24 protein-coding genes are annotated in these 26,470 nt (G+C 71.7%); 11 read left to right on the top strand and 13 right to left on the bottom strand.

Annotated features, from left to right (window positions below):
* Window positions 1-49 precede the first annotated feature (49 nt).
* The gene (locus OH804_RS02940; protein ID WP_406062574.1) at window positions 50-700 is read left to right on the top strand and encodes an NAD-dependent epimerase/dehydratase family protein; all 651 of its coding nucleotides are present in this window, start codon (window positions 50-52) and stop codon (window positions 698-700) included.
* Window positions 701-703: 3 nt separating this feature from the next.
* On the opposite strand, the gene OH804_RS02935 is transcribed toward OH804_RS02940, so the two are convergent.
* Complete coding sequence (locus OH804_RS02935) at window positions 704-1,882, bottom strand: trans-sulfuration enzyme family protein (protein WP_406062572.1); 1,179 nt, start codon at window positions 1,880-1,882, stop codon at window positions 704-706.
* An 83-nt stretch (window positions 1,883-1,965) separates the two neighbouring features.
* On the opposite strand from OH804_RS02935, the gene OH804_RS02930 reads away from it, so the two are divergent.
* Both OH804_RS02930 and OH804_RS02925 read left to right on the top strand, forming a co-directional pair.
* On the top strand, window positions 1,966-2,445 hold the full coding sequence (locus OH804_RS02930; protein WP_030334356.1) for an Lrp/AsnC family transcriptional regulator: 480 nt from the start codon (window positions 1,966-1,968) through the stop codon (window positions 2,443-2,445).
* A gap of 72 nt (window positions 2,446-2,517) precedes the next feature.
* On the top strand, window positions 2,518-3,528 hold the full coding sequence (locus tag OH804_RS02925; RefSeq protein WP_406062569.1) for an LLM class flavin-dependent oxidoreductase: 1,011 nt from the start codon (window positions 2,518-2,520) through the stop codon (window positions 3,526-3,528).
* A gap of 200 nt (window positions 3,529-3,728) precedes the next feature.
* Here OH804_RS02925 and OH804_RS02920 read toward each other — a convergent pair whose 3' ends face one another.
* The gene (locus OH804_RS02920) at window positions 3,729-5,975 is read right to left on the bottom strand and encodes a cellulose binding domain-containing protein (RefSeq protein WP_406062567.1); all 2,247 of its coding nucleotides are present in this window, start codon (window positions 5,973-5,975) and stop codon (window positions 3,729-3,731) included.
* A gap of 242 nt (window positions 5,976-6,217) precedes the next feature.
* On the opposite strand from OH804_RS02920, the gene OH804_RS02915 reads away from it, so the two are divergent.
* Entirely contained in the window at window positions 6,218-7,657 is a 1,440-nt protein-coding gene (locus OH804_RS02915; RefSeq protein ID WP_406062566.1) for a pyridoxal-dependent decarboxylase, read from the top strand.
* A 356-nt stretch (window positions 7,658-8,013) separates the two neighbouring features.
* On the opposite strand, the gene OH804_RS02910 is transcribed toward OH804_RS02915, so the two are convergent.
* Together OH804_RS02910 and OH804_RS02905 are read right to left on the bottom strand one after the other, a co-directional pair.
* Window positions 8,014-9,003: a sulfite exporter TauE/SafE family protein gene (locus OH804_RS02910; RefSeq protein WP_406062564.1), complete on the bottom strand. Its 990-nt coding sequence runs from the start codon at window positions 9,001-9,003 to the stop codon at window positions 8,014-8,016.
* 213 nt (window positions 9,004-9,216) lie between these two features.
* Window positions 9,217-9,681, bottom strand: a complete 465-nt coding sequence (locus OH804_RS02905; protein ID WP_091407884.1) for an Rrf2 family transcriptional regulator — start codon at window positions 9,679-9,681, stop codon at window positions 9,217-9,219.
* A gap of 290 nt (window positions 9,682-9,971) precedes the next feature.
* Here OH804_RS02905 and OH804_RS02900 point away from each other — a divergent pair, with 290 nt between their 5' ends.
* On the top strand, window positions 9,972-10,640 hold the full coding sequence (locus OH804_RS02900) for a YceI family protein (protein ID WP_406066399.1): 669 nt from the start codon (window positions 9,972-9,974) through the stop codon (window positions 10,638-10,640).
* A 68-nt stretch (window positions 10,641-10,708) separates the two neighbouring features.
* Here the strand turns inward: OH804_RS02900 and OH804_RS02895 are convergent, their stop codons facing one another.
* From OH804_RS02895 to OH804_RS02880, 4 genes are all read right to left on the bottom strand, one after another.
* A complete protein-coding gene (locus tag OH804_RS02895; protein WP_196924479.1) occupies window positions 10,709-11,593 on the bottom strand; it encodes an acyl-CoA thioesterase II in 885 nt (294 codons plus the stop codon).
* Window positions 11,590-13,038 (bottom strand): pyruvate kinase, encoded by a 1,449-nt coding sequence (gene pyk / locus OH804_RS02890; protein WP_196924481.1) that lies wholly within the window; start codon window positions 13,036-13,038, stop codon window positions 11,590-11,592. Before pyk ends, OH804_RS02895 begins: the two co-directional genes overlap by 4 nt.
* Before the next feature lie 234 nt (window positions 13,039-13,272).
* On the bottom strand, window positions 13,273-14,655 hold the full coding sequence (locus OH804_RS02885; RefSeq protein WP_406062562.1) for an FAD-binding oxidoreductase: 1,383 nt from the start codon (window positions 14,653-14,655) through the stop codon (window positions 13,273-13,275).
* Between the two features lie 132 nt (window positions 14,656-14,787).
* Window positions 14,788-15,150: a YciI family protein gene (locus tag OH804_RS02880; protein WP_091407872.1), complete on the bottom strand. Its 363-nt coding sequence runs from the start codon at window positions 15,148-15,150 to the stop codon at window positions 14,788-14,790.
* 242 nt (window positions 15,151-15,392) lie between these two features.
* Between OH804_RS02880 and OH804_RS02875 the strand changes: the two genes are divergently transcribed.
* On the top strand, window positions 15,393-16,265 hold the full coding sequence (locus OH804_RS02875; protein ID WP_196924484.1) for an aldo/keto reductase: 873 nt from the start codon (window positions 15,393-15,395) through the stop codon (window positions 16,263-16,265).
* Window positions 16,266-16,333: 68 nt separating this feature from the next.
* Here OH804_RS02875 and OH804_RS02870 read toward each other — a convergent pair whose 3' ends face one another.
* From OH804_RS02870 to OH804_RS02860, 3 genes are all read right to left on the bottom strand, one after another.
* A complete protein-coding gene (locus OH804_RS02870) occupies window positions 16,334-16,750 on the bottom strand; it encodes a hypothetical protein (RefSeq protein WP_406062559.1) in 417 nt (138 codons plus the stop codon).
* 2 nt (window positions 16,751-16,752) lie between these two features.
* Entirely contained in the window at window positions 16,753-18,969 is a 2,217-nt protein-coding gene (locus tag OH804_RS02865; protein WP_406062557.1) for a M48 family metalloprotease, read from the bottom strand.
* A 174-nt stretch (window positions 18,970-19,143) separates the two neighbouring features.
* Window positions 19,144-19,938 (bottom strand): alpha/beta fold hydrolase, encoded by a 795-nt coding sequence (locus tag OH804_RS02860; RefSeq protein WP_196924489.1) that lies wholly within the window; start codon window positions 19,936-19,938, stop codon window positions 19,144-19,146.
* 203 nt (window positions 19,939-20,141) lie between these two features.
* Between OH804_RS02860 and OH804_RS02855 the strand changes: the two genes are divergently transcribed.
* The gene (locus OH804_RS02855) at window positions 20,142-21,500 is read left to right on the top strand and encodes a pentapeptide repeat-containing protein (protein ID WP_406062555.1); all 1,359 of its coding nucleotides are present in this window, start codon (window positions 20,142-20,144) and stop codon (window positions 21,498-21,500) included.
* Between the two features lie 41 nt (window positions 21,501-21,541).
* Here OH804_RS02855 and OH804_RS02850 read toward each other — a convergent pair whose 3' ends face one another.
* Window positions 21,542-22,123, bottom strand: a complete 582-nt coding sequence (locus OH804_RS02850) for a TetR/AcrR family transcriptional regulator (RefSeq protein ID WP_406062553.1) — start codon at window positions 22,121-22,123, stop codon at window positions 21,542-21,544.
* Between the two features lie 221 nt (window positions 22,124-22,344).
* Here OH804_RS02850 and OH804_RS02845 point away from each other — a divergent pair, with 221 nt between their 5' ends.
* From OH804_RS02845 to OH804_RS02830, 4 genes are all read left to right on the top strand, one after another.
* On the top strand, window positions 22,345-23,811 hold the full coding sequence (locus OH804_RS02845; protein ID WP_406062551.1) for an MFS transporter: 1,467 nt from the start codon (window positions 22,345-22,347) through the stop codon (window positions 23,809-23,811).
* Between the two features lie 105 nt (window positions 23,812-23,916).
* Window positions 23,917-24,903, top strand: a complete 987-nt coding sequence (locus OH804_RS02840; RefSeq protein ID WP_406062549.1) for an SEC-C domain-containing protein — start codon at window positions 23,917-23,919, stop codon at window positions 24,901-24,903.
* Between the two features lie 202 nt (window positions 24,904-25,105).
* Complete coding sequence (locus tag OH804_RS02835) at window positions 25,106-25,549, top strand: nitroreductase family deazaflavin-dependent oxidoreductase (protein ID WP_406062547.1); 444 nt, start codon at window positions 25,106-25,108, stop codon at window positions 25,547-25,549.
* A 69-nt stretch (window positions 25,550-25,618) separates the two neighbouring features.
* Complete coding sequence (locus OH804_RS02830) at window positions 25,619-26,029, top strand: hypothetical protein (RefSeq protein WP_406062545.1); 411 nt, start codon at window positions 25,619-25,621, stop codon at window positions 26,027-26,029.
* Window positions 26,030-26,087: 58 nt separating this feature from the next.
* On the opposite strand, the gene OH804_RS02825 is transcribed toward OH804_RS02830, so the two are convergent.
* Window positions 26,088-26,399 carry a DUF6244 family protein gene (locus tag OH804_RS02825; protein ID WP_307788798.1) on the bottom strand — a complete coding sequence of 104 codons (312 nt, stop codon included), beginning with the start codon at window positions 26,397-26,399 and terminating at the stop codon, window positions 26,088-26,090.
* Window positions 26,400-26,470: the final 71 nt, after the last annotated feature.

Genomic DNA, 26,470 nt, shown 5'->3' with positions numbered 1-26,470 from the left:
GAGCCTGCGAGGACGCGAGTGGCGAGGGTGACGACAGGGGTGGAATCTGATGAGGGTGGTTGTCTTCGGTGCGACAGGGATGGTCGGTCAGGGCGTGTTGCGCGAGTGCCTGCTCGCCGATGACGTGCGGGAGGTGCTGACTGTCGGTCGGCGGCCGACCGGCCGGCAGGATCCGAAGCTGCGGGAGTTGACGGTCGCGGACGTCGGCGAGTTGGAAGCGGTGCGCGCCGAGTTGACCGGGGTCGATGCGTGTTTCTACTGCCTGGGGGTGTCCTCGTTGGGTCTGGACGAGGCCGCGTACACGCGGGTCAGCTACGACTACCCGATGGCGGCGGCGCGGTTGTTCGCGGAGGTGAGCCCGCAGGTCACGTTCGTCTACGTCTCGGGTCAGGGGACCGATTCGTCGGGGCGGGGTCGGGTGATGTGGGCGCGGGTCAAGGGGCGTGCCGAGAACGCGGTGATGGATCTACTGCCCAACGGTTACGCGGCGCGGCCGGGGTTCATCCAGCCGACGTACGGGGCGGTGTCGAAGACGGGGTGGTACCGGTTCGGGTACGCGGTCACCCGTCCGCTGTTTCCGGTGCTGCGTCGGTTGCTGCCGAACCAGGTCACCACCACCGACGGGATCGGTAGGGCGATGTTGCGGGTGGCTCGGCAGGGTTCGCCCGTGCGGGTGTTGGGCAACCGCGAGCTGCGCTGACGGTCAGGCGATCGTGTCGAGGGCGTGGGCGAGGTCGGCGCGCAGGTCCTCGGGGTCTTCGAGGCCGACGGAGAGGCGCAGCAGGGCGGCGGCGGGTTTGGCGTCGCCTTCGACCGGCCGGTGGGTGAGTGAGGCGGGGTGTTGGATGAGGGTGTCGACGCCGCCGAGGGAGACCGCGTGGGTGATGAGGCGGCAGGCGCCGGCGACGGCGGCCGCGGCGGGCGCGCCGCCGCGTACCTCGAAGGCGAGCAGGCTGCCGGGTCCGGACATCTGCCGCCCGACCAGCGCCGCCGGGTCGTGCACCGAGGGGTGGTGCACCCGGTGTACGGCGGGGTGGTCGGCGAGCCAGCCGGCGAGTTTCTCGGCGGTGGCCTGTTGGGCGCGGACTCGCAGCGGCAGGGTTTGCAGGCCGCGGTGCAGCAGGTAGCCGCCGAGGGGGTGCAGGATCGCGCCGGTGACGGCGCGGACCTGGCGTAGTCGTACGGCCCAGGTGTCGTCGCAGGCGACGACACCGGCGAGGACGTCGCCGTGCCCGCCGATGCTCTTGGTGGCGCTGTGCAGGACGAGGGTGGCGCCGTGCCGGGCGGGTTGTTGCAGTACGGGGGTGGCGACGGTGTTGTCGACGAGCAGTGGGATGTCGCCGGCCGCGGCGGCGAGGGCGGCGATGTCGACCAGGTCGACTGTGGGGTTGGCGGGTGTCTCGACGATGACCAGTGCGGTGTCGGGGCGGATGGCGGTGGCGACCTCGTCGGGGCGCGTCCAGGTGACTGTGGTGCCGAGCAGGCCGGTGGCGAGGATGTGGTCGGTGCCGCCGTAGAGGGGGCGGACGGCGACGACGTGTCGGCGGTCGTCGCGGGCGGCGGCGAGCAGTGTGGCGGTGAGGGCGGCCATTCCGCTGGCGAAGGCGACGGCCTGGGTGGTGCCTTCCAGTTCGGCGAGGGCGGTTTCGAAGCGGGCGACGGTGGGGTTCCAGAGCCGTTGGTAGACGGCGCCGCCGTCGGTGGGGAGGGTGCCGCCGGTGGCGAGTTGCTCGTACGCGGCGCCGCCGTCGTCGACGGAGGGCAGTGGGTTGGTGGTCGACAGGTCGATGGGTGGTACGTGCACGCCGAGGGTGCGGAGGTCGTCGCGGCCGGCGTGTACGGCCCGGGTGTCCATCGTTGTCATGGCGGTAGCGTCGAACATCCGGCCGCCGGTGGGCAATGGTTCGGCAGATCATTCTGTGAGTCGGGTTGGTTTCCGTGTTCGGTTCGGGCGAGGATGGCGCAATGCCCCCTGAGCCGAATGATGTGCGGCCGTATCCGGCCCTGGACGAGGTGGACCGCGCGATCCTGACCGAGCTGGCGGCGGACGGCCGGCTGCCGAACAACGCCCTCGCCGAGCGGGTGGGCGTGGCGCCGTCGACGTGCCTGACGCGCACCCGGGCGCTGCGCGAGCGTGGTGCGATCCGCGGTTTCCACGCCGAGGTGGATCCGGCGGCGCTCGGCCTGCCGTTGCAGGCGTTGGTGTCGGTGCGTTTGACAGCGCACGAGCGGGCGGCGGTGGACGCGTTCCGGGCCCGGTCGGTGCGGCTGCCGGGGGTGGTGTCGGTGTTCCACGTGGCCGGCGCGGAGGACTACGTGCTGCATGTGCGGGCGGCGTCCGGTGACGCGTTGCGGGACTTCGTGCTGGACCACCTGGCGGTGGACCCGGTGGTGCAGCACACGCAGACCAGTCTGATCTTCGAGCAGGCGCGCGGGATGGGTTGAGCGGCGGGTGAGGTGGCAGACGAAAACCCGTATGCCGGAACAAAACCGGCCGGCGACGGGTTGGCTGACCGTGTGATCACCGTACCGTTGTCTGTTCTTGATCTTGCTCCGGTCGCCAAGGGCACCACCGCTGGCGCGGCGTTGCAGGCCACCACCGAGCTGGCCCGCCGCACCGAGGAGTTCGGCTACCACCGGTTCTGGGTGGCCGAGCACCACAACATGCCGGCGATCGCCAGCTCCGCCCCCGCGGTGCTGCTGGCGCACCTTGCGGCGAACACCTCGACGATCCGGTTGGGGTCGGGCGGGGTGATGTTGCCCAACCACGCGCCGCTGGTGGTGGCCGAGCAGTTCGGCACCCTGGAGGCGCTGCACCCCGGTCGGATCGACCTGGGCATCGGGCGGGCGCCGGGCACCGACCAGGTGACCGCGCTGGCGTTGCGGCGCACCACGGAGGGCCTGTCGGCGGAGGGTTTCCCGCGCGAGCTGACGGACCTGATGAACTACTTCAGCGGGGAGAAGCCGGGGCAGATCATCGCCACGCCGGGTCGCGGTGAGCAGCCGGCCGTGTGGCTGTTGGGCTCCAGCGGTTTCAGCGCCCAGCTCGCCGGCCTGCTCGGTCTGCCGTTCTCCTTCGCGCACCACTTCAGCTCGCAGAACACCCTGCCGGCGCTGGCCCTGTACCGGCAGAACTTCCGGCCGTCGCAGTGGCTGGACAAGCCGTACGCGATGGTGGCGGTCAACGCGGTGTGCGCGGAGACCGACGAGCGGGCCGAATGGTTGGCCGGGCCGAGCGCCCTGTCGTTCCTGAAGTTGCGCTCCGGGCGGCCGGAGCCGCTGTCGACGCCGGACGAGGCGGCGGCGTACCCGTACTCCGAGATCGAGCGGGAGTTCGTCGTGGCGCGCCGCGACGGTCAGGCGATGGGCTCGCCGGAGACGGTGCGTCGGCAACTGACCGAGCTGGTGGAGCGTACCGGTGCGGACGAGCTGATGCTGACCACGCTGGTGTACGACGTGAAGGACCGGGTGCGGTCGTACGAATTGATCGCCGAGCAGGTGGCGGGCGGTCTACGCCGGACGGCGTGAAACACGATCTTCACGTCAGCGTCACCCCGCCGACCCGGACGGTGCCTAATGTTGGTTCCGGTGGTGGTACGGCATTCCCGGTCGGGACGGGTTGGGAATGCCGCGGTGTGGCGCACCGGGCCGGAGCTGAGCGGATTCCGCGGCTGCGGCCCGGTGCCTGCCACCCTAGGCGACCCCGCTCGGGACCGCCAGGGGTTTCATCAACGTAGGTGGATATCCGGCGTGGGCGGAGCGCCCATTCCGTTGCCGATGAAGAACCCCGGGTGCGGCGGTTGGTTGTAGGCCGTGTTCTGCCACGCGATAGCCACCCGATACTGCGGGTCGTGCATCAGTGTGTAGATCCGCGTGCTGGTCGGCGTGGGTGTGCTGTAGATGCGCAACGCCCGGCTGTCGGTGGTCCGCCAGATCACCTCCTCGCGCCAGTCGCCCAGGATGTCGCCGGAGAGCGCCGGCGTGGACTTGGTGCCGTTGTTGGACGCCACCCCGCTGCCGTCGAGCAGCCGGGTCTCGCCGCCGGTGCCGTACTTGTCGATCTTCGTGCCGTCGAGCAGTTCCCGCACCGGGTCGCCGTCCCACCAGGCGAGGAAGTTGGCCGAGGACGGCTTGCGGCCCACGTTCTGCCCCCGGGTGTTGGCCAGTCCGGAGACCGCTGACGACCACGACTCCGCGCCGGGGCTGCCCGCCCAGATGTCAGCGGAGACACCCCGGCCGTTGTCCCCGGACGCCGGCGTGGACCAGAGGACCTGACCGGTACGGGCGTCGGCGAAGTAGGAGCTGGGCTTACTGGCGTCCTCGTCGACCTTGAACACCTCCAGGCCGGCGCGGCCCGGGTCCAGGTCACCGACGTGCAGGGCGTCGCCGTGACCGTTGCCCGTCGAGTGCAGCAGCCGGCCGTTGTCGTCGATGGTGGCGGCCCCGTACACGATCTCCTGGCGGCCGTCGGCGTCGACGTCGGCCACCGAGAGTTGGTGGTTGCCCTGACCGGCGGCGGCGCCGTTGCCGGAGGAGTTCGAGTCGAACGTCCAGCGCTTCGTCAGCGTGCCGTTGCGGAAGTCCCAGGCCGCGATCACCGCGCGGGTGTAGTAACCCCGGGCCATGATCAGCGAGGGGCGCTGCCCGTCCAGGTAGGCGGTGCCGGCGAGGAAACGGTCCACCCGGTTGCCGTACGAGTCGCCCCAGGACGACACGGTGCCGCGCGGTGGGTCGTAGCTGACGGTGGAGGCGATCGCACCGGTCTGACCGTTGAACATGGTCAGGTACTCCGGGCCGGACAGCACGTAGCCGCTGGAGTTGCGGTGGTCGGCCGACGACGAGCCGATGAGCTGACCGGTGCCGGAGCGGGTGCCGTCGGCGGTCTTCATGGCCACCTCGGCGCGGCCGTCGCCGTCGTAGTCGTACACCTGGAACTGGGTGTAGTGGGCGCCGGCCCGGATGTTGCGGCCCAGGTCGACCCGCCACAACCGGGTGCCGGTGAGTGTGTACGCGTCGACGTAGACGTTGCCGGTGTAGCCGGACTGGGAGTTGTCCTTGGCGTTCGACGGTTCCCACTTGAGCACGATCTCGTAGCTGCCGTCGCCGTTGAGGTCACCGACGGAGGCGTCGCTGGCGCTGTAGCTGTAGCTCTCGCCGCTCGGGGTGCTGCCCCCGGCCGGGACCTGCAACGGCACGTCCAGGTAGCCCGCGCCGAACTGCAACGCCGGCGCCGACGCCGCCTGCTCGGCGCCGCCCACCACGGCCCGCACGGTGTACGCCGAGCCGGCCGCCGCGCCGCTGTCGAGGTAGTTGGTGGCGCCGGTGATCGGGCTGGCGTTGACCCTGGTGGATCCCCGGTAGAGGTTGAACGCCACCCCGGAGGTCTCGGTGCCGAGCAGCCGCCAGGAGACCAGGTTGCCGCTGCCGGAGCGGACGCTGACCAACCCTCGGTCCAGGTTCTCCATCTGCACCACCCCGGCCGACGGTGGCGGCGTGGTCGGGGGTGGCGTGGTGGGCGGCGGGGTGGTGGGTGGCGGGGTGGTCGGCTCGTCGGTGGGTGGGGCGCCCGTGCAGGTGGTGCCGTTGAGCGCGAAGCTGCTCGGCACCGGGTTGCTGCCGGTCCACGAACCGTTGAAGCCGAACGAGGCGTTGCCGTTCGTCGCGATGGCGACGTTGTGATCGACGTTGCGCGCGGTCACCTGGGCGCCGGACTGGGTGACGGCGGTGTTCCACGCCTGGGTGACCTGCTGGCCCGCGGCGTACGACCAGGTGAGGGCCCACCCGTTGACCGGGTCGCCGAGGTTGGTGACTGTGACGTTGGCGCCGAAGCCGCCCTGCCACTGGTTGGTGATCTGATAGTCGACCCGGCAGCCGACGGCGGCGGCCGAGGCGGCGACCGTGCCGAGGGTGCCGGCCACGACGGTGGCCGCCGTCGTGACGGCGAGCAGGATCAGCCGATGTCTGGACGGGTGCATGCACTGCCTCCGGGGATCCGGTGGTGATCGCCATGACCCACCGGCCCTGCCCGGGAAGCACAGTGGACCGACCCCACCGCGACGGCGGTGGACGGCGTTCTGATCGGGGGTGAAACGCCCTGGAACTCACGGATCCGACTCACCGCGCATCGTAAGGCAAGCGCTTTCCGACACGCAACATCGATGATTGTCGCTTGCCGTGGGTCTTGCCTCCGCGATCCCTGCCTGATCAACTCGTCCGGGTGAGCGCTCACCACATGGACCCCGCCGAATTCCGTCGCGCCGGTCACGCCGTCGTCGACTGGATCGCCGACTACTGGGCGACAGTGGAGCAACGACCTGTCGCCCCGGCCGACCCCCCGGGCACGGTGGCCGCCGCACTGCCCAGTGAGCCGCCCACCACCGGCGGCGAACCGGTCGAGGCGATCCTCGCCGACCTGGACTCGATCGTCGTGCCGGGGCTGACCCACTGGCAGCACCCGGGCTTCTACGGCTACTTCCCCGGCAACACCTCCGGCCCGAGCGTGCTCGGCGACCTGGTCAGCTCCGGGCTCGGAGTCCAGGGGATGCTCTGGGCCTCCAGCCCGGCCTGCACCGAGGTGGAGACGGTGATGATGGACTGGCTGGCCCACCTGCTGGACCTGCCACAGCGGTTCCGCTCCACGGGCACCGGCGGTGGGGTCATCCAGGACTCGGCCTCCTCGGCGACGCTGGTGGCCACCCTGGCCGCGCTGCACCGGGTCAGCGGCGGCCGCTGGCGGCACACCGGCATCGACCGGCGCTACCGCGCCTACACCTCCCTCCACGGGCACTCGTCTATCGAAAAGGCGGTACGGATCGCCGGGCTGGGCAGCGACGGAATCCGGTCGATCGCTGTGGACCCGGACACCCAGGCGATGCTGCCAGGCGCGCTGCGGGCCGCCATCGAGGCCGACCTGGCCACCGGTGACGTGCCGGCCGTCGTGGTGGCGACCATCGGCACCACCTCCACCACCGCCGTCGACCCGCTCCCCGAGATCGGGGCCATCTGCGCCGAACACGGGATCTGGCTGCACGTGGACGCCGCGTACGCGGGCGCCGCCGCCGTCTGCCCCGAACTGCGGTGGACGCACGCCGGCCTGGAGTACGCCGACTCCTACTGCTTCGACCCGCACAAGTGGTTGCTCACCGGCTTCGACTGCGACGCGTTCTGGGTGGCCGACCGCGCCGAACTGATCGAGGCGCTGACCGTACTGCCGGAGTTCCTGCGCAACGCGGCCTCCGAATCCGGTGCGGTGATCGACTACCGGGACTGGCAGGTGCCGCTGGGCCGGCGGTTCCGGTCCCTCAAACTGTGGTTCGTGCTGCGCTGGTACGGCGCCGAAGGGCTGCGGGCGCACATCCGCTCCGGGGTGGCACTGGCCGAACGCTTCGCCGAGCGGGTCCGCGCCGACGACCGGTTCGAGTTGGCCGCGGCGCACCCGTTCTCACTGGTCTGCTTCCGCCTACGCGCCGACGACGACACCAACGCGGCGTTGCTGGCCTCGGCGAACGCCACCGGGCGGGTACACCTGACGCACACCCGCGTCGCCGGCCGCTACACGCTGCGGCTGGCGGTCGGCTCACCCCGGACCGCCGAAGCGCACATCGACGAAGCCTGGACCCTGCTCTCCGAAGCGGCCAACACCCTGCTCACTCCCTAACCCCCCGTTCGCCCCGCGCCCGCGCCCGCGCCCGCGCCCGCGCCCGCGCCCGCGCCCGCGCCCGCGCCCGCGCCCGCGCCAAGATCTCCGCAACTTCCCGGATGTTGCCGCCTCCGACGCGCGGGAGACACCAACATCCCTGATATTGCGCGGATCTTGACGACGAACGCCGCGCGCGGCCGACCGGGAGCGGGATTCGCGGGCGCCCACCGCCAGCAAGGTCACGCTCGATCCAGGACGTAGTGGCCACGAAGCGCCGGGATGCCACTACATCCAGGATGTTGCGCGATCTTGGTGAGTCGACCTCGGCGATGACGACGTGACCGGGTATCGGCCGCGGGCGGGCGGAACGGGATTCAGCGGGGGGCGGACGTACCCATTGCGGCGAGATCGGCCGGGACCTCTTCTTCGGCGGACGGGCCGGCAGCGGCGGCGGAAGCGGCGGAAGCGTTCGCGGCGGCGGAAGCGTTCGCGGCTTCGGCGCGGGCGCGGCGGGTACGGCGTAGGGCGCGCACGGCGAACACCAGGGCGGCCAGCCAGCCGGCGGCGAGGAGGACGTACAGGGCGGGGCGGACCGGACCGTCCAGTTCGGCGGAACGGATCAGGGTGCGGGCGTTGGTCAGCACGATCACGCCGCCGATTGCCGCGCCGAGCAGTTGGGCGGGCACGATTCGCACCAGCCAGGCGGCCAGCGGGGCGGCGATGAGCCCGCCGATGAGCAGCGCGGCGACAGTGGGGAGCAGGAACCCCTCCGTGCCCAGCCCGATCAGGAAGCCGACGCTGGCCGCGCCGGCCACGACGAACTCGGCGGTGTCCACCGAGCCGATCACCTTGCGGGGTTCCATGCGGCCGGACACCAGCAACGCCGGGGTGGCCACCGGGCCCCACCCGCCGCCGCCGGTCGCGTCGACGAAGCCGGCGACCAGGCCCAGGGGGCTGAGGAAACGACCGCGTAGCCGCCCGCCGGCCCGGTCGGTGCGCAGCGGTCGGGCGAAGCGGACCAGGAGGTACGCGCCGAGCGTGAAGAGAATGCCGGCCATCCACGGTGCGGCGGCCTCGGTGGAGATGGAGCTGAGCACTGTCGCGCCGGCGAAGGCGCCGATCGCGCCAGGCAGGGCGATGCGGGTGACCACCCGCCAGTCGACGTTGCCGAACCGCCAGTGCGCGAACCCGGCGGCGAGCGTGGTGCCGATCTCGGCCAGGTGCACCGAGGCCGAGGCGGCGGCCGGGGCGACCCCGGCGACCAGCAGCAGGGTGGAGGAGGTCAAGCCGTACGCCATGCCGAGCGAACCATCGATCAGTTGCGCGACGAGCCCGACCAGAGCGAGGACCAACAGCTTGCGCACGAGCGCCCCCTGACTTTTCGGCATCTCCTATCGACTTGGTCGACAATGCGGGATGGGGCAGTCAGGGTCAAGCCCCCGATCGGTGGATGGGACGCGGCGGGGCGGTGCGCCAGGTCAGCGTCCCGTGCCGCAAGGCCGGGAACCGAACGGCGCGCTTTTCGGGCGCGCGAGGTCAGCGGCCAGGTGACGTGAGGCCGGAAACCGAGCCGGCGATCAGATCCAGGCGCGTGGGTCGGCGGCCAGCTCGGTGACACGCGCGGGCAGGGTGCCGGCGGCCACGTCGGCGACGCTGACCAGTTCCAGGATCTCCCGCTCGCTTGCTCGCAGCGCGATCCAGACCTCCTGGAGGGCGTGCGCCGGGCCGTGGTAGCCGAGCTGCTCGGGACGCTGCCCGCGTACGTGGGCGAGAGGCCCGTCGATCACCCGGATGACCTCGGCGAGGGAGATCTCCTCGGCCGGGCGGGCCAGCCAGTAGCCGCCCTCCGGGCCGCGCTGGGCGTGCACGATGCCGCCCCGGCGCAGCTGGAGAAGGATGCTCTCCAGGAACTTCGGCGGGATCTCCTGGGCGCGGGCGATCTGATCGGCCGTGACCGGCCGGCCGCGCCCGGGGCCGCTGGCCGTCGCGGCAAGCTCGGCGGCCGCGCGGAGGGCATAGTCGACCCGGGCGGAGAGGCGCATGTCGGCAAGGTTAGTCCCTGGTCAACCGCGCGGGCGGCCGACCCTCGGCCGATCGGCCACGCATCGATGGAAAGTGGCCCTGCCTGCGCCCGTCCGGGCCACCGGCAGGGCCGGTGAACGGCCGCCGGCAGGGCCGGTGAAGTAGCTCATGATCCACGGCACGGTGGCGGCCGAAATGCCGGTCCGGAGCGTCCCTATGCTGGGCGTGAGAACGAATGTCTGGCCATTTGCCCGGCCGCCAGCAACATATTGATAAACACCCGGGTTGTGCTCGGGGGGAAGGCAACACGATGACCGATATCGCCACCCGCACCTGGGACGGCATGACCATCCCGGTGGCCGGCACCTATCTTCTCGATCAGGCGCACAAGCGGATCGGTTTCCTGTCCCGGCACATGATGGTGAGCCCGGTACGCGGCGAGTTCGCCGAGGCCACCGCCCAGATCTACGTGGCGGAGGACCCGCTGCTCTCCTCGGTGACGGCCACCATCATGTCGGCGAGCATCACCACCGGAAGCGTCGACCGGGACACGCATCTGAAGAGTGCCGACTTCCTCGACGTGGAGCGTTTTCCCACCCTTGAATATCGAAGCACCGGCATCAAATGGCAGGGCAACGAGGACCCCATATTCCAGTGGGCGCGTCTGCGCAACCATCGACTGGGCGGACGAGGCCGGAGTCACATTGTTCCGCCGCAGTCCGACGGTGTTCCCGGACGATTCGTCCTCACCGGTGAGCTGACCGTGAAGGGAATCACCCGGGCCGTCGACCTGGCGGTGAATTTCGGTGGTGCCCGTCAGGATCCGTACGGGCAGAACATCTTCGGTTTCAGCGCGACGGCCGAGATGAACCGTGAGGACTACGGCCTGCTCTGGAATGTCGTCCTGGAGAGCGGCGGGGTGCTGGTCGGCAAGACGGTGCAGATCGAGATCGCCGGGGAGGCCATCCACCAGGCCTGACGCGCCTCATCCCCGCCAGAGGCCTGGCGGGGATGAGTGACAGCTGACTGGCGGGATGGACGAGAGCGTCAGGCGCCGACGCGGCGCAGCAGACCCTCCTGGACGGCGCTGGCGATCTGCCGGCCGTCGGTGGTGAACATCCGGCCGGTGGCCAGCCCACGCGCGCCGGACGCCGACGGGCTCAGGCAGTCGTAGAGGAACCACTCGTCGGCCCGGAACGGCCTGTGGAACCAGAGCGCGTGGTCCAGGCTCGCGCCGACCAACCCGCCCGGCCCCCACACCTCGCCGTGTGCGGAGAGCACCGAGTCCAGCAGGGTGAGGTCCGAGGCGTAGGTGAGCGCACAGGCGTGCAGCAGGGGGTCGTCGGGCAGTTTGCCGTCGATGCGCATCCAGACGCGCTGGTGCGGGTCGGCGGGCCGGTCGCCGGGGCGGACCCAGCCGGGCTCACCCACGTAGCGCACGTCGATCGGTCGCGGGATCTGACCCCAGATGCCCAGCCGCTCCGGGTAGCGGGAGAGCCTGTCGGTCATCGTCGGCACGTCCTGCGGCGGGGGTACGTCCAGCGGGGCCGGAGCCTGATGGTCCAGGCCCTCCTCGGCCCGCTGGAACGACGCCGACATGAAGAAGATCGGCTTCCCGTGCTGGAGGGCGACAGCGCGGCGGACCGAGAAGGACCGGCCGTCGCGGATGTTCTCCACCTCGTACGCGATCGGTTCGACCGGGTCGCCGGGGCGGACGAAGTAGCCGTGCAGCGAGTGCACGAACCGCTCCGGGTCGACGGTGCGGCCGGCGGCGACCAGGGCCTGACCGGCGACCTGGCCGCCGTACACCCGTTGTGGGCCGACCGGGGGGCTCATCCCCCGGAAGGTCATCTCGCCGGTCGGGTCGAGGTCCAGGACTTCCAGCAGCTGGTCCACCGCCGCCTGGCCGACCGCGACCCGACCGTCGCTCACTGCAGCGCCCGCGCCGACGCGGCGTCGACCAGCGAGCCGAGCTGGTGTACGCGCAGCGTGTTGGTCGAGCCGGGGGTGCCGGGCGGGCTACCCGCCACGATCACCACGTAGTCACCGGGGTTGGCCCGGTCGAGGCCGAGCAGCGCCTGGTCGACCTGGCGGAACATGTCGTCGGTGTGCTGCACGAACGGCATCAGGAAGGTCTCCACGCCCCAGGTGAGGGCGAGCTGGTCGCGCACCTCGGGGACCGGCGTGAAGGCCAGCAGCGGCAGGTCGCAGTGCAGGCGGGACAGCCGTCGCACGGTGTCGCCGGTCTGCGAGAAGGCGACGAGTGCCTTGGCGTTGATGGCCCGGGCGATCGACGAGGCGGCGACGGTGAGGGCGCCACCGTGGGTACGCGGGTCGTGCTGCAACCGCGGCACCCCGATCGAACCGGCCTCGGTGGTCGTCACGATCTTGGCCATGGTGCTGACGGTGAGCACCGGGTACTTGCCGACGCTGGTCTCGCCGGAGAGCATCACCGCGTCCGCGCCGTCGAGCACCGCGTTGGCGACGTCGGAGGCCTCCGCCCGGGTGGGGCGGGAGTTCTCGATCATGGAGTCGAGCATCTGGGTGGCCACGATGACGGGCTTGGCGTTCTCCCGGCACAGCTGCACGGCGCGCTTCTGCACCAGCGGGACCTCGTCCAGCGGCATCTCGACGCCGAGGTCACCACGGGCGACCATGACACCGTCGAAGGCCAGCACGATGGCCTCCAGGTGCTCCACCGCCTCCGGCTTCTCGACCTTGGCGAGCACCGGGCGGAACACGCCCTCCTCGGCCATGATGTTGTGGACGAGCTTGATGTCCTCGGCGGAGCGGACGAAGGACAGCGCCACCAGGTCGACGCCGAGCCCCAGGGAGAAGCGCAGGTCCTCGGCGTCCTTGTCCGACATGGCGGGCACACTGACCGCCACGTTGGGCAGCGACACGCCCTTGTTGTTGGAGACCGGGCCGCCCTCGGTGACGAGGCAGCGGATGTCGTTGCCGGTGACGTCGGTGACCTCGACGGCGACCCGGCCGTCGTCGATCAGCAGCCGGTCGCCGGGCTTCACCTCGTGGGGCAGCTTCGTGTAGGTGCAGGAGACCCGATCCTTGGTGCCGATGACGTCGTCGCCAGTGATGACGACCGAGTCACCGGTGCGCCACTCGTGGGGGCCGTCGGCGAACCGACCGAGCCGGATCTTGGGACCTTGCAGGTCGGCGAGGACGGCGACCGGCTTACCCGCCGCCTCCGATGCCTCCCGGACCAGTCGATAGACCGCCTCGTGGTCGGCGTGGCTGCCGTGGCTGAAGTTGAGCCTCGCCACGTTCATGCCGGCCTCGACAAGACCCCGGATGCGCTCCGGGGACGAGGTGGCGGGTCCAAGAGTGCAGACGATCTTCGCGCGGCGTGTCACGCCCATCAGGCTAGTCTCTCCTTCAGGTCGGACTCGGGGCCGACCCCTTGCAGGCAGTGGAACAGTTGTCCAACGACGCGCGGTGCGCGTCGGGCCGGCGGGCGGAACCGCACCGGGAACGTTGTGGCGACGGGCATCAGCGACCGCGCGCCGGGAATCGTACGCCTCCGGTGACGTGCGCTGTCGGGGTGCTCCCGGCGGCGGCCCACTCCGAGTGGCCCGACGGCGGTCGGTGGCGGCTCATTCCGGGGGTACCGAGGGCGGCAGGGTGGGCACCGCGTGGAGCAGGTCGCGGGGGTCGTAGCGGCGCTTGGCGTGGCGCAGCCGCGCCCAGTTCGCGCCGTAGGCGAGCCGGACCCGGTCGGTCTCCTCCGGGGCAAGCAGGTTGGGGTAACCACCGGGCAGGGCGTGCGGGGCGAGTGCCGCGGAGGTCCGCTCGGCCCACTCGCGGTGCGGGCCGACCTCGTCGCCGGGCGCCCACACCGCGATGACCTCGGTCATCAGGTGGTCGGTGCGCAGGCCGAACGCCGTGTCGGCGGGTCGGACCCGGCTGGCCGCGCCGTGGAAGTGGTGCACTGCCAGCGCGGAGAACGGCGAGGTGACCTGCCGGGCCGCGTTGACGAGCGTGTCAACGGTGCCGTCGGTGAGCGCGGGCAACCACCGGGTCCGCAGCAGGTAGTGGTTGCCGTCGACCATTCCGCCGTCGAACATCCGCAGCGCGTCCGCGTAGGGCATCGGGCCGATCTGGTCGACCAGTGGGGTGCCCAGCGCCCGCAGCCGGTCCATCCACGGCGCCCCGGCGGCCAGGTCCGGGCCGCTGTAGAACGGACACACGAAGATCACCGGCTCACCGGCCGGGCCGGGCAGGAAGCCGGCCATCACTGTCAGCTCGTCCGGGGCCTCGGCGACCAGCGCGCCGTAGCCGCGCAGCACGGCCGGCGCCTCGGAGAGCGCGAACATGATCATGCCGGCCAGGACGCCGGGCAGCCGGTGCGCGCGGAAGCGCAGCTCGGTGACGATGCCGAGGTTCCCACCGCCGCCGCGCAGCGCCCAGTACAGCTCGGCGTCGTGGCGGGGGTCGGCGGTGACCCGACGGCCGTCGGCGAGGACCACCTCCGCGCCGAGCAGACTGTCCAGGGCCAGACCGAACCGACCGCAGAGCGGGCCGTACCCGCCGGCGAGGGTGAGCCCGGCCATCCCCACGGCGCCGACCACGCCGGTGGGGACCACCAGGTCGTACGGGCGGGCGGCGGCGAGCAACTCGGCCGCCGTGGTGCCACCGCCGATGGTCACCGTGGCGTTGTCCGGGTCGACCTCGACGGCGTGCAGCCCGGTCAGGTCGAGCACCAGAGCGCCGTCGCGCAGCGCCCGGCCGGCCCAGTCGTGCCCTCCGGAGCGGACCGAGACGGGCAGGTGACACCGGGCGGCGATTCGGACCGACCCGGCCACCTCGTCGGCGTCCCGGCACCGGGCGACCAGCGCGGGCGTGCGCGCCACGGCGCCGTTCCAGAGCCGGGTGGTGGTGGCGTAACCGGGGTCGCCCGGCTCGTGCAGCCGGTCGCCGAGAAGGGCACGCAGTCGGGCGGCGGCGGACGCGACATCGGGGGTGGCGGCGGAGAGCATGGCGACTCCTCGACCGGGGCCGACCCACGACACCGGGTACGCCCCGGCGGCGGCCCGCGCTGGGCGCGACCGTAGCACCGGCAGGCGGGCGAGCGCCGTCACCATCACGACAGCCACCGATGGGCCGGCGGCTCAGCTGCCCGCCTTGACCAGCGGGAACTCCAGGGAACCGGCCGGGCAGAGGAAGGTGAGCACCTCCACCCGGTAGAGCCCGGCCTGCACCGCCGGGTCGGCCTCCAGCACGCTGCGCACATCGTCGACGCTGCCGGTGCGGGCCAGCCCGAAGCCGATCGGCGGATCGGGCTCGCGCGCCGGCCCGTCCACTGAGCCGGCGACCAGGACGATGCCGCGTCGCTGCAACGCCTGCATGTGTTCGGCGTGCTCGGCCTGCAACCGCTGCACGGTCTCCGCGGGCAGGGCCCGCCCGGCCGCGCCGGGATAGATCACGATGCACTCGTACGTGTCGAGCGCGAAGTTGACCTGCGGCACTCCCATGGGTGCTCCCTCCGCCGTCACGCCGGAACGCACCGGCTCCGGCCAGCGTCGCACGGACACCCCTGTCGTACCGGGCGCTTCCCGGCAACTCGGCTCGACGCGCCGACGGGGTGTCCGCGCCCACAGTCGGCCGACCAGCGGCATGAGGGCGGGGTTCCGGGGGATGATCCATCAGTGGCGGGTGGGCTCTTCACGCCCGCGCTGTCCACGCCCGCCACGACGAGACGATTGGGGATCGGGCAATGGCGACAAATATCAGTGAGCAGCCCGCGAAGGCGTCCGGCACGTACCGGATCGGTGGCGACGTCACCGTCAACCGGCTCGGCTACGGGGCCATGCAGATCACCGGCCCGGGTGTCTGGGGTGACCCGAAGGACCCGGCCGAGGCGGTTCGCGTGCTGCGCCGTGCGGTCGAGCTGGGCGTGACGTTCATCGACACGGCCGACTCGTACGGGCCGTTCGTGTCGGAGTTGCTGATCCGGGAGGCTCTGCACCCGTACGCCGACGACCTGGTGATCGCGACCAAGGCCGGGCTGAGCCGCTCCGGCCCCGGCGACTGGCGGGCGCTGGGCCGCCCGGAGTACCTGCGCCAACAGTGCGAGCTGAGCCTGCGTCACCTCGGCCTGGACAGCATCCCGCTGTACCAGCTGCACCGGATCGACCCGAAGGTGCCGCTCGCCGACCAGCTGGGTGAGCTGGCCCTGCTGCGCGAGGAAGGCAAGATCCAGCACATCGGGCTGTCCGAGGTGAGCGTCGCGCAGATCGAGGAGTCTCGGGCGATCACCACGATCGCGTCGGTGCAGAACCTGTACAACCTCGCCAACCGCAGCGCCGAGGACGTGCTGGAGTTCTGCGAGCGCAACGACCTCGCGTTCATCCCGTGGTTCCCGATCGCGACCGGTGAGCTGGCCCGCCCGGGCGGCCCGCTGGACGCCATCTCCAACGCGCACGGCGCGTCGCCCGCGCAGCTCGCGCTGGCCTGGCTGCTGCGCCGCTCGCCGGTGATGCTGCCGATTCCCGGTACGTCCTCGGTGGCGCACCTGGAGGAGAACGTGGGCGCCGCCGACGTGCGGCTCACCGACGACGAGTTCGAGGCGCTCGCCAAGGCGAGCTGACCCGCCGCTCCGGACGCCGTCGGGTCACCCGGCGGTGCCTGAACCCGGAGATCCCGGACGCCGTCGGTTCAGCCGGCGGCGTCCGGACCGGGCGCGGAACCAGGCTCCGGACCGGGCTCCCGGGCGGCGCGCAGCGCCTCCGTCGCCTGGGCCAGCAGGCGAGCGGAGTCGGTCCGCCCGCTCACCTGCAACTCCACCTCGGCATCCCCGGTCTGGATCCGGATGCTGGCCTCGGTGCGCTGCTGGTCGACCCAGGACTGCAACAGGTTGAACAGTCCCGGAAGCAGTCCCTGGGCCAGCACCGCGATGATCACCGCGTCGCTGAACCCCGGCCGGCCCCCGCCGCCACCGGCCGCCCGGACCACCGGCCGGTACTCGGGGCGGCGGTGGATCCAGGTCAGCAGGTCGACCGACGACGGCTGACGCTGCCGGGGGTTGATGATCAGCCGGACGGGCAGCCGGGCTGCGGTGTCGCTGTCGGTCACTGTCAGTCTCCCGATGAGTCGGCGGCGGGTCGGAAGGTCACGGTGTCCCCGTCGGCGGTGGCGACGCCGGTCACTCTCAACCCGTCCTCGTCCTTGAACGGTGAGCTGCCGCCGAAGTAGGTGGTGGTGCCGCTGACCTGCACCTTGCCCTGGGTCTCGTACGGGGTGGAGACCTGCGCACTGTTCGGGCCGCTGAGTTCGACAGCGAGCTTCGGGTACTCCAGGATCTTCCAGGTGACCTTCTGCGTGGAGCCGCCGTAGTAGCGGAACGGGCAGCCCGGCGGGGCGGCGACCGTCTGCTTGGCGCACTCGTCCAACCAGACGCGTACGCGGGCCTCGACGGCCTCGATCGCCGCCGGCTTGAGCACCGGGGCCAGTTGCAGGACGGCGGCGGTCTCCCCTGGGCCGACCAGCAGGTTCACGCTCGGCGTCTCGCTGAGCGCACTGGACGGGCCGGTCGCGGTGTAGCCGCCGGGCAGCAGCACCAGTCGCGGGCCCTCGGTGGCGACCGGCAACTCCACACCGTTGAGCCGTACCCCGGGGTCGGCGATCACGGTGTTGAGCGGGATCGGCCCACCCCTCACCCGCCAGCCGTGGAACAGCCCGGCGGTGGTCTCGCCAGTGCGGAACAGGGTGAGGGTGGTGGTCTCCCGCACGTCACCCAGCCGGTACGCCACAGTGGCGGTGGCGCTGTCGCCGTCGCGCTCCAACGAGCTGATCTCGACGTCGGTCGGTGGTTGGTAGCCCTTGCCGCGCAACAGTTGAGCGAGCAGCTTGGTGTCGGTGTCGCTGCCCTGGCCGGTCAGGTAGCCGAGTGCGGCCTCGCTGTCCCGGTCGGCGAGCGCGGAGAAGTAGCCGTCGATCGCCGCCTGGGGCCGGAAGAACGCCCACTGCACCACGCCGAGCCCGCTGGTGCCGAGGCAGGCGACCACTGTGAGGGCGCCGACCAGCAGCCAGGTGCGGCGGGTGCCGACCGGGCCGGCGGAGTTGAACAGCCCATCGACGGTGACGGGCTGGGCCGCCCCGTCGGGCGCGCCGGCCAGCGACGCCCGCTCCAGCGCGTCGAGCCGCAGCTCGTGCGGCGGGTGGGTGGCGCAGACCGCCTCGTCCCAGCCGCTGCGCCCGGTTTCGAAGGACAGCCGCCGTTCCAGGATGCGTCGCAGCCCGTCGACGTGCCCGGTGAGCACGGCGCCGAGGTCGGCCCGGTACTCGGCCGCCCGCACGTCGCGGGCGTGCAGTGGCAGCACCACGTACCGCATGGTGAGCAGGATCGGCCAGAAGAACACGAAGACCACGAAGTTGGTGCCCGGGTGCGGGAACGTCCGCATCAGCCAGGTCGGCAGGGCGTGCGCGAGGGTCAGCGGCAGGCCGACGCCGCGGACGAAGGCGCTGGTGATCTCGTCCCCGGTGCGCCAGTGCACCAGTTCGTGGCTGAGCAGCGCGGCCACCTCGTCGTCCGGTTCGGTCAGCACGGCGGTGGTGACCACCACGTGCCGGGCGTACGTCCGGGCGTTGCTCACTACCGGGTCGTCCTCCATGAGCAGCCGGGGCACGCTGGGCAGGCCGAGCCGTCGGGCGCAGTCGTCGAGCATGGGGCGCAGCCGCGCGTACTCGCGGCGGCTGGGCTGGCGCGCACCCGAGACGACCAGCAGGCGTGGTTCGAGCAGCACCCGGTAGAGCGTGTAGAGGACCCCGATCAGCGCCGCCGCGACGACAGTGCCGATCAGGCCGGTGAGCAGCGCGAAGGGTTCGTCGGCGACGCCCATCCAGGGCAGGGCCAGCACGGCGAGGAAGCCGACCAGGAAGCCGATGGCGAAGCCGGCCACGCCGCCGAGCAGCCCGCCGGAGCGGGTCAGGAACGCCTCGACCAGGGAGCCGATCAGCGGGGCGTCGCGCAGCACCTGGGGCACCTGGTCGTCGGCGCCGGTCCCGACGGCGAAGAGCCCGACGATGCCGAACAGGAGACCGCCCCAGAACGCCAGGAGCAGCGCGACCGGCAGGTAGAACCAGGTGGCGACGAACGCGCCGAGCACGCCGCGCCAGTCCCGCAGGATTCCGGCGCGCAGCCAGACCAGCGCGCTGGGGTACCCCGGTGGGCGGTCGGCGAACCCGCCGGTGGGCGGCGGGGTGTCGGCCGACGGCGGTTGGGCGGCCCGGACGTCGAGCTGCGGCACGGTCGGCGGGGTGTTCTCCGGCGGCACTGTGGGCGGCTCGGTCATGAGCGCTGCTCCTTCTCGGAGGATGGCGTCCACTGTCGGGAATGGACAGCCGGAGCAGGCTATCGAGGACATCTGATGTCTGCCATACCGATTCGGAGGATCGTCGCGCACCCGACACTCAGCGTCGCGGGTCCGGTGCGGCGGTCCCCTCCGGGACCGCCGCACCGGAGCTGGTCAGAGCGCGAGGCAGTTGGGTCGCACCGGGCCGTCGACCAGGGCGCCCCGCACGATGGTGTACGCCGTGCCGTCGAGCACCAGACCGAGGTGCCCCACCACCCGAAGCGGGCAGTACGCCTGGATCAGCACGTTCGTCGCACCGTCGTTGACGGCGGCGTTTCCGGTCGGCCGGACCAGCTCGTCCTGCAAGGTGCGGATGGTGGTGTAGCGCACGGCGCCCGGGGTGTCGTCGCCGGCGTTGAGGTCGGCGAGGAACGCCGAGCCGATGGTCATCTGCTGGCAGGCCACGACGCCGGCGCAGCTGCCCAGGCCCAGGAACGCCACGATGTTGGCGACGTACGTGCCGTACTGCGGTGTGCCCAGGCTGACGTACCGGCCGACGGTGGCGGTGCCGCCGAGCCGCTTGAGGTAGTACCGGCTGACCAGGCCCCCTTCGGAGTGGGCGACGACGTCCACTGTCGCCGCGCCGGTGCTGGCGCGTACCTGGTTGACGTAGCCGGCGAACGCGCGGGCCGAGGTGGGGATGTCGCCGAGGCCCAGCCCGGGCAGTTGGTAGATGAAGGTGCGGTAGCCGTCGGCGCGTAGGCGGGCGGCGATCGGCTCGTACGCGACGGCGATGCCGCTGAGCCCGCCGACCACGATGACGGGGTTGGCCGCCGCGGCGGCCAAGGGTGCCGTGGGGGCGGCGGTGGCCGGGACGGGAGAGGCGGGGGCGGCGGTCGCCGTGGCGGCGGACGCGAGCAGCGCGGCGGTGGCGAGGGCCAGGACGAGGGCGGTCTTTCGGAGCAGCATGGCTGCACCTCCGGGGGGAGGCACCCGGCGAACCGGGCAGGTGGGTGGGGGTTCCGGTCGACCGTGCGACGATCATCCCCGCAACAATTTAGAAACGTCAATGACTTGTTACGCGCCGGTAACCCGTTGTTCCGGCGGGGGCGTAAACGGTCATACCGCCACGCTCCATATCGGACACCGACGGTGGCTGGCATGCTGTGGCCGTGGCTGTCGACGAACCCACCGAGCGCGAGCTGCGGGTGATGCCGTGGTGGCTGGTCCTGGTCGGCCTGCTGGTCGCCGTCGCCCTGGGCTGGCTGGTGCTGGATCTGCTGCTCACCGAGGCCGACCGGGCCAGCCAACCGGACACCCGCGCCACTTTGCGCATCGACGCGATCCGCACCGGCCTGACCGTCGTCGCCGGCACCGGCGGAGGGCTCGCGCTGCTGCTCGCCGCCCGCCGCCAGTGGATCGCCGAACGCGCGCAGCGGCACCAGGAGAGCGTCGCCGCCCGGGACCAGGTACACCGCGACCGGGTGCAGGCGCACGCCGAGACGGTGGCCGAGGCCGCGCAGCGCCACCAGGACCGGCAGTCCGGGGCCGCCGAACACGACGCGGCGGAGCGTCGGCTGACCGAGCTCTACACCCGGGCGGTCGAGCTGCTCGGCAACGACAGCGCGGCGGTACGCCTCGGCGGCCTGCACGCGTTGGAGCGCCTCGGCCAGGACAATCCGGGGCAGCGCCCGACGATCGCGGCGGTGCTCTGCGCGTACCTGCGAATGCCGGCGCCCGACGGCGAGCCGCGCGAGACGGAGGTCCGGCGCAGCGCGCAGCGCGTGCTCACCCGGCACCTGCGCGCGGACGACGCGGCCCACTGGCCGGAGGTAGTGCTGGACCTGACCGGTGCCGCGCTCGTCGACTTCGACGCCACGGGCTGCACGCTCGTCGACGCGAACTTCACCGAGACGGCGTTCACCGGTACGACCACCTTCGCGGGCGCGACGGCGCGGGGGCGTCTGCTGCTCGGGGCGGCGACCTTCGGCGACGTGGTCTTCGAGGGGCTCGCGGCCGACGGCGAGGTCGTGCTCGACGACGTTCGCGTCGGCGGTACGGCCAGCTTCGACGACGCCGTGTTCTCCGACGGCCTGTCCTGTCGGCGTGCCAGCTTCGCCGGCCCGACCTCGTTTAGCCGGGTGACCTTCGGTCAGCCGACCAGCTTCGACGCGACCCGCTTCGAGGACACCACCACGTTCCGGGAGGCCGTCTTCGACGGCGCCCTGTCGATGGAGCACACCGAGTTCGGCCGGTCGGCCGGCTTCCACTCCGTCCGTTTCACGAACATGGCACTGTTCCGCTGGACGGTGTTCGGCGCGGAGGCGCTGTTCGACAGGGCCCGCTTCGTCGACGCCGCGAACTTCGGCCGGGCCCGGTTCCACGGCATGGCCAGCTTCCGCGACACACAGTTCAGCCGGCCACCCCAGGTCGAGCAGGCCCGGGCGGTGACCGATCCCGGTCACCGTTGGCCGGCGGGCACGACGGCAGAACCCCTCGACGACGAGTGGCTGCTGCTGGTCGACCGCTGACCGGCCGAACAGGCGTCAGCGCGGGCTGGTTGGCTGGGTCGTCAGCGTGGGGTGGCGGGCGGACGCAGGCCGTCCATGGCCACGCCGAGCACCCGGTCACGCTGCTCGGGTGATGGGAACTGGGCCATGGTGAGGCCACTGATCAGCCGCACCACGTCGTCGAAGCCGATGTCGTCACGGACCACACCGGCGGACTGCGCGCGACGCATCAGCGGCTCACCGGCCGAGAAGATCTCCGTGCGGCAGCTGGTGAAGATCTCGGAGTCTCGCAGCAACTGCTCGGCCAGCGCCCGCTTGGTGGCGACGTACGCGACGAAGCGGTGCAGCCAGGCGACGAGCGCGTCCCACGGTGGCACCTCGGCCAGACCTTCGGCGGAGTGGCACAGCTCCCGGACCTCCTCGACGTAGACGGCCTCGAACAGGTGCCGCCGGGTCGGGAAGTTGCGGTAGAGCGTGCCGATGCCCACGCCGGCCCGACGGGCCACGTCCTCCAGGGAGGCGGCAGCCCCGTTCTCGGCGAACGCCTCGCGCGCCGCCGTGATCAGGGCGTCGTAGTTACGCCGCGCGTCGGCCCGCTTGGGCCGCTGGGCGAAGACCTCGGGCGCCTGCCCCGCGCTGGTCATGACGTGCGTCACCTCACCCTGGTTGCATCCGGAGGCACCCCTCCGCTAACTTAGTGGAGGCACCCCTCCGGAATCCCGGAGGCCTGCCTCCGGTTAGCTTACCTCGGGACCCCGCCCGATCGCCGCCTGGCCACCCCGATCGCCCGGGCCCGACAGACCACCCGTCGCAGACGACGGGCGACAAGCCTTCATTCCCGTACGTAATCAGGGAGTTTTCTCTCGTGGCAGTGACCTCCCGACGCGGCTCGCGTCGGCTCACCTTCACCGTGCTCGCGGCCGGCGCCGGGTTCTTCGCGATGCTCCAGTCGCTGATCACCCCAGTGCTGCCGACCATCCAGCAGGACCTGCACACCTCCCAGAACACAGTGACCTGGGTCCTGACCGCCTACCTGCTCAGCGCGTCGATCTTCACCCCGATCCTCGGACGCGTCGGCGACATGGTCGGCAAGGAGCGGATGCTCGTCGTCTCGCTCGCCGCCCTCGCCCTCGGCTGCCTGCTGGCCGCCATCGCGCCGAACATCGGCGTCCTCATCCTCGCCCGGGTCGTCCAGGGCATCGGCGGAGCGGTCTTCCCGCTGTCGTTCGGCATCATCCGCGACGAGTTCCCGGCCGCACGGGTCTCCACCGCGGTGGCCGCCATCTCGGCCATCGTCGCCGTCGGCGGTGGCCTGGGCATCGTGCTGGCCGGCCCGATCGTCAGCACGCTGGACTACCGCTGGCTGTTCTGGATCCCGATGGTCGTGGTCGGGCTGACCGCCGTGGCCGCGCACCTGTTCGTGCCCGAGTCGCCGGTCCGTACCCCCGGTCGGATCGACTGGCGCGCCACACTGCTGCTCTCCGGCTGGCTGGTCGCGCTGCTGCTGCCGATCAGCCAGGGCGCCACCTGGGGCTGGACCTCCACCCGGGTGCTCGGTCTGCTGGCGCTGGCCGTGGTGCTGCTGGCCGGTTGGCTGGTCGCCGAGGTGCGCTCGGCCAACCCGCTGATCGACATGCGGATGATGCGCCTGCCCGGCGTCTGGACCACCAACCTGGTCGCCCTGCTCTACGGCGCGTCGATGTTCTCCGTGTACGCGTTCCTCCCGCAGTTCCTCCAGACCCCGGCCATCGCCGGCTACGGCTTCGGCGCCAGCATCAGCCAGGCCGGTCTGCTCATGCTGCCGATGCTCGTCGCGATGTTCGTCGCCGGCCTCGTCGCCGGGCGGCTCCAGGCGGTCTTCAGCGCCAAGGCGCAGCTCGCCACCGGTGCCACGTTCAACGTGGCCGCCTCCGCGATGCTCGCCACCGCGCACGACACCCGCTGGGAGGTCGCCATCGCCGGTGGCCTGGTCGGCCTCGGCATCGGCCTGGCCTTCGCGTCGATGGCCAACCTGATCGTCGCCAGCGTGCCCGCCAGCCAGACCGGCGTGGCGACCGGCATGAACGCCAACATCCGCACCATCGGCGGCGCGATCGGCGCCGCCGTGGTCAGCGGCGTGATCACCGCGCACCCGCAGGCCAACGGCCTGCCCCGGGAGGCCGGCTTCACCATGGGGTTTCTCGTCCTCACGGCGATCGCCCTGGCCGCCGCGCTCGCGGCCCTCGCCGTCCCGTCCGCCCGGCGGGCGTCGGCCGGTCGCCGGCCGTCCGCCACGACGATCGTCGAGTCGGAGCTAGCCGGCGAGTTCGCCACCATGCCAGCGACCCGCTGAGGGAACGTGTCGCAGCCCGGGCGGTTCACCGCCCGGGCTGCGGCATATCCAGGAGTACGCTGGCCGCTCCCCCACCCACCGTCCGTCGTCTTTCAGGATGCGCCCATGTCCGAGTTGCTGACCGCCGACCGCATCGAAGAGATCGGCTCCCTGGGCCTCAAGAGCCCCGACCCGGCCGCGCTCGTCGCCGAACTGGTGGGCGCCGTCGACGAGGGGCGGGTCGCGGACCCCGACGACACCGGGTACGCCCTGCTGGTCGCAGTGGACATCCTGGAGCAGGCCGGCGACCTGGCCGACGCGCTCGCCCTGGCCACCCGCGCCATCGCCGAGCAGCCGGACGACAACGCGTACCCGCGAGCGGTGCGCGGCGGCCTGTTGCTGCGCCTCGGGCGCACCGACGAGGGCATGGCCGAGCTGACCGCACTGCGTCCGCTGCTGGAGACCGACCCAACGGCCACGTACCTGATCGACGAGCTGGCCGAGTCCGGCCACACCGACACGGCGTTGGAGTGGCTCACCGAGGCGCTGGACGCCATCCTGGAACGGACCCGCACCCAGCAGCACGCGTCCGAGGACGCCCAGGACGAGGCCGCCGCCATGATCTACGGCCTGGCCCAGCAGCGGCACGACCTGCGCGAAGAGCAGGGCCTCCCCCACGACGAGTACGACAACCTCGCCGACCGGCTGCGCGCCGCGAGCACCCACGCGCTCGACGCCCTCGACGACGGCCCGGCGACGCTGCTGTTCTGGCCGCAGGCGGAGTTCACCGCGCTGCTGCTGCACTGGCCCACCCTCGTCGACAGCTACCCCGTCACCTGGGACGAGCACCGCGCCCAGCTCGAACGCGCCCTCGTCGAGGCTTCCGGGATCGGCGGCGCCGACCTGGGGGTGGTCGCCGGCACGGTCGCCGACCTGGCGGCCTTCGCCGAACGCACCGGAGGCGACCCCACCAGCGAGGAAACCCTCGACGAGTACGCCGACAGCCTCGACGAGGCCGGCGTGACCGCCTGGCCGCCCGGCCGCAACGACACCTGCTGGTGCGGATCCAGCGCCAAGTACAAGAAGTGCTGCCTGCCCCGCTCGCGCGGCTGACCCTCCCCCGCCGGCTCGGTCCCTGCGGCCCCGGGAGGCCATGTCCCTGGAGAGCCTGATGCCTGTGAGTCATCAAGATGACTCACAGGCATCACGTTCGACCACAACCGCCAGCACCCTCTTGAGCGCCGGCCGGCGCATAAGGCCCGCGTATGATCGACACCCCGTTCGACCGTCCGGGCTCGACGATGGAGGCGATGGCGTGACCACACACGAGCAGCACGAGACGGTCGAGGACAGCCCGGTCGGCTGGGTCGCCAGCCACATCCGGCGCTACGTGCGGACCGACGGCGCCGACGGGGGCACCTTCCACGGCGTACCCTCGCTGCTGCTCACCACCCGCGGACGCCGATCGGGCACACTGCGCCGCACGGCCCTGATGTACGGGCGCGACGGCGACAACTACCTGCTGGTGGCATCCAACGGCGGCGCGGCCAAGCACCCCGCCTGGTATCTGAACCTGAACGCCGACCCGACGGTGGAGATCCAGGTCGGCGCGGAGCGGATCACGGGTCAGGCCCGGACCGCGACCGGCGAGGAGCGCGCCCGGCTGTGGCCGGTGATGACGAAGGTCTTCCCGACGTACGCCCGCTACGCGAAGGAGACCGACCGCGAGATCCCGGTCGTCGTCATCGAATGCGATTGATGTCCCTCATGGCTGCTGAGGGCTAGGGTGACGGCAGGTAAGCACCCCACTCCGGCAAGGAGGACCGTCGTGCGCCGCATCATCACCACCATCGCACTGCTCGGGCTGTCACTCTCCGTCGTACTGGCGCCGACACCGGCCAGCGCGGCGAGCAGCGTCGAAGTCACCTCCGCGACCCTTGTCGCGCGCGGCGTCGCCGTGGACATCACCCTCACCGTGACCTGCCCAGCCGGCCTGTCCGGCGCGATAGAGCTGATCGTCCGGCAGCGGTCGGGCGACAGGGTCGCCTACGCGGGCGGTTGGGCGCCCCTCAACAGCTGCACCGGCGAGCCGCAGGCGGTGACCGGGCGAGCATGGGTGGAGGGCGGCGGGCTGGTCCTGCACAAGGGTGTCGCACTGATCAGCGGCGGATTCGAACTGTGCAACCAGGACGTCTGCGACTACCCGACCTTCGAGCAGACGTTCCGCATCACCCGCTGAGCGAGCGGAATCGCAAGTCGCGCGGGTGGTTGGTGGATTGCGCTGCCACCACCCGTGGTCAGTTTCCCAGCGCTCGGACCTTGGCGATCGTCTCCTGCACATGCTGCTTGGCCGGGTCGCCACCCTGGGACGCCTGCGCGAGCGCCTGACGGTAAGAGTCGATCATGCCGACCAGCGGACCGGCGGCTACGCCTTCCAGCGCGCCCGCAACGAGTGCCCGCGCCTCGGCCGCGTCCTGTGCTGCCGCTGCGGTCTTGGCCTTCGCCTCGTCCAGCTTCTGCGACGCCGCCGCCAACCTCGCGATGATCTGTGCTGCGCTCACGCGCACCTCCCCGTGATCGACCATCGCCTCCACCACAGCGGAGACCACATGGGAGCGTACGAGATCCGCGCACCCAGCGCGACCGGCCCCTCGCTCCCGCATCACCTCAGGGGCAGAAA

The organism is Micromonospora sp. NBC_00860, assembly GCF_045207375.1.
In the GTDB taxonomy this organism is placed as follows: domain Bacteria; phylum Actinomycetota; class Actinomycetes; order Mycobacteriales; family Micromonosporaceae; genus Micromonospora; species Micromonospora vinacea.
This window is presented reverse-complemented; position numbering and strand designations above follow the sequence as displayed.